Annotated in this window: 2 protein-coding genes and 1 pseudogene; 1 reads left to right on the top strand and 2 read right to left on the bottom strand. The window is 52.9% G+C overall.

What is annotated here, in order from left to right; translation table 11 throughout:
• On the bottom strand, positions 1–1,083 hold the full coding sequence (gene lacI, locus B215_RS0117195) for a DNA-binding transcriptional repressor LacI (protein WP_000805902.1): 1,083 nt from the start codon (positions 1,081–1,083) through the stop codon (positions 1–3).
• 79 nt (positions 1,084–1,162) lie between these two features.
• A pseudogene (locus B215_RS21075) lies at positions 1,163–1,447 on the bottom strand (MFS transporter); the annotation flags it as partial.
• 109 nt (positions 1,448–1,556) lie between these two features.
• On the opposite strand from B215_RS21075, the gene B215_RS21080 reads away from it, so the two are divergent.
• Positions 1,557–2,303, top strand: a complete 747-nt coding sequence (locus tag B215_RS21080) for a TetR/AcrR family transcriptional regulator (RefSeq protein WP_083844715.1) — start codon at positions 1,557–1,559, stop codon at positions 2,301–2,303.
• Positions 2,304–2,818: the final 515 nt, after the last annotated feature.

Consider the following 2,818-nt stretch of genomic DNA (forward strand, 5'->3'; position numbering starts at 1 on the left):
TCACTGCCCGCTTTCCAGTCGGGAAACCTGTCGTGCCAGCTGCATTAATGAATCGGCCAACGCGCGGGGAGAGGCGGTTTGCGTATTGGGCGCCAGGGTGGTTTTTCTTTTCACCAGTGAGACGGGCAACAGCTGATTGCCCTTCACCGCCTGGCCCTGAGAGAGTTGCAGCAAGCGGTCCACGCTGGTTTGCCCCAGCAGGCGAAAATCCTGTTTGATGGTGGTTAACGGCGGGATATAACATGAGCTGTCTTCGGTATCGTCGTATCCCACTACCGAGATATCCGCACCAACGCGCAGCCCGGACTCGGTAATGGCGCGCATTGCGCCCAGCGCCATCTGATCGTTGGCAACCAGCATCGCAGTGGGAACGATGCCCTCATTCAGCATTTGCATGGTTTGTTGAAAACCGGACATGGCACTCCAGTCGCCTTCCCGTTCCGCTATCGGCTGAATTTGATTGCGAGTGAGATATTTATGCCAGCCAGCCAGACGCAGACGCGCCGAGACAGAACTTAATGGGCCCGCTAACAGCGCGATTTGCTGGTGACCCAATGCGACCAGATGCTCCACGCCCAGTCGCGTACCGTCTTCATGGGAGAAAATAATACTGTTGATGGGTGTCTGGTCAGAGACATCAAGAAATAACGCCGGAACATTAGTGCAGGCAGCTTCCACAGCAATGGCATCCTGGTCATCCAGCGGATAGTTAATGATCAGCCCACTGACGCGTTGCGCGAGAAGATTGTGCACCGCCGCTTTACAGGCTTCGACGCCGCTTCGTTCTACCATCGACACCACCACGCTGGCACCCAGTTGATCGGCGCGAGATTTAATCGCCGCGACAATTTGCGACGGCGCGTGCAGGGCCAGACTGGAGGTGGCAACGCCAATCAGCAACGACTGTTTGCCCGCCAGTTGTTGTGCCACGCGGTTGGGAATGTAATTCAGCTCCGCCATCGCCGCTTCCACTTTTTCCCGCGTTTTCGCAGAAACGTGGCTGGCCTGGTTCACCACGCGGGAAACGGTCTGATAAGAGACACCGGCATACTCTGCGACATCGTATAACGTTACTGGTTTCACATTCACCACCCTGAATTGACTCTCTTCCGGGCGCTATCATGCCATACCGCGAAAGGTTTTGCGCCATTCGATGGTGTCCGGGATCTCGACGCTCTCCCTTATGCGACTCCTGCATTAGGAAGCAGCCCAGTAGTAGGTTGAGGCCGTTGAGCACCGCCGCCGCAAGGAATGGTGCATGCAAGGAGATGGCGCCCAACAGTCCCCCGGCCACGGGGCCTGCCACCATACCCACGCCGAAACAAGCGCTCATGAGCCCGAAGTGGCGAGCCCGATCTTCCCCATCGGTGATGTCGGCGATATAGGCGCCAGCAACCGCACCTGTGGCGCCGGTGATGCCGGCCACGATGCGTCCGGCGTAGAGGATCGAGATCTCGATCCCGCGAAATTAATACGACTCACTATAGGGGAATTGTGAGCGGATAACAATTCCCCTCTAGAAATAATTTTGTTTAACTTTAAGAAGGAGATATACCATGGCTATGGCAGACTCGAAATCAGCACAAAATTCCGCAGTTGGGCCTAAACTCGGTAGGCGCCGATTCTCTGAACTCGGCGAGGTCGTTAATAAAGAGCTCATCTTAAATGAGGCTGAAAAGGTTTTCGCTATGCACGGGTTCCTAGGAGCGACCCTTAAGCAAATAGCGCAAAACTCAAACGTTACTCAAGCACTAATTACTTATTACTACGGAACGAAACAGAATCTTTTTATGGAAGTATATCGACGGGGATTGTCCGATATAGACAAGAAGCGTCAGAACTACCTTGATGAACTTAAATCCCGTCCTGAAGGCTATAATACCTATGACATCGTGCGAACCTACTTAAGACCACAATTTGAACACAGGGAAGGAGGACAAGCATGGATGCATTTTGCACGCTTGCAGTCCCGGCTAGCTAGCGAACCTGAAGAGGTGGCCGTACCCTTGAGGAAAGAGCTATATGATCATACATTAAAGGCCTTCATTCATGAAATTATGGAATGTGAGGGTGAAGACGACGCAGCTGCCGTGAGTTGGGGAGCAGTATTTATGGTTTCCATGATTCTTTATATGCTGAGAGGCGTTGATCGTATTGGTGAGCTTACTGACGGACACCTTCACGCAGAATCAGAAGATGACATTGTTGAAAGAATGACGATATTTATCACGGGCGGCATCAACTCTCTCAAGCAAGCAACTCAAGACAAGTATAAACTCGAGCACCACCACCACCACCACTGAGATCCGGCTGCTAACAAAGCCCGAAAGGAAGCTGAGTTGGCTGCTGCCACCGCTGAGCAATAACTAGCATAACCCCTTGGGGCCTCTAAACGGGTCTTGAGGGGTTTTTTGCTGAAAGGAGGAACTATATCCGGATTGGCGAATGGGACGCGCCCTGTAGCGGCGCATTAAGCGCGGCGGGTGTGGTGGTTACGCGCAGCGTGACCGCTACACTTGCCAGCGCCCTAGCGCCCGCTCCTTTCGCTTTCTTCCCTTCCTTTCTCGCCACGTTCGCCGGCTTTCCCCGTCAAGCTCTAAATCGGGGGCTCCCTTTAGGGTTCCGATTTAGTGCTTTACGGCACCTCGACCCCAAAAAACTTGATTAGGGTGATGGTTCACGTAGTGGGCCATCGCCCTGATAGACGGTTTTTCGCCCTTTGACGTTGGAGTCCACGTTCTTTAATAGTGGACTCTTGTTCCAAACTGGAACAACACTCAACCCTATCTCGGTCTATTCTTTTGATTTATAAGGGATT

This window comes from Sphingomonas sp. ATCC 31555 (assembly GCF_000282895.1).
Taxonomy (GTDB): Bacteria; Pseudomonadota; Alphaproteobacteria; order Sphingomonadales; family Sphingomonadaceae; genus Sphingomonas.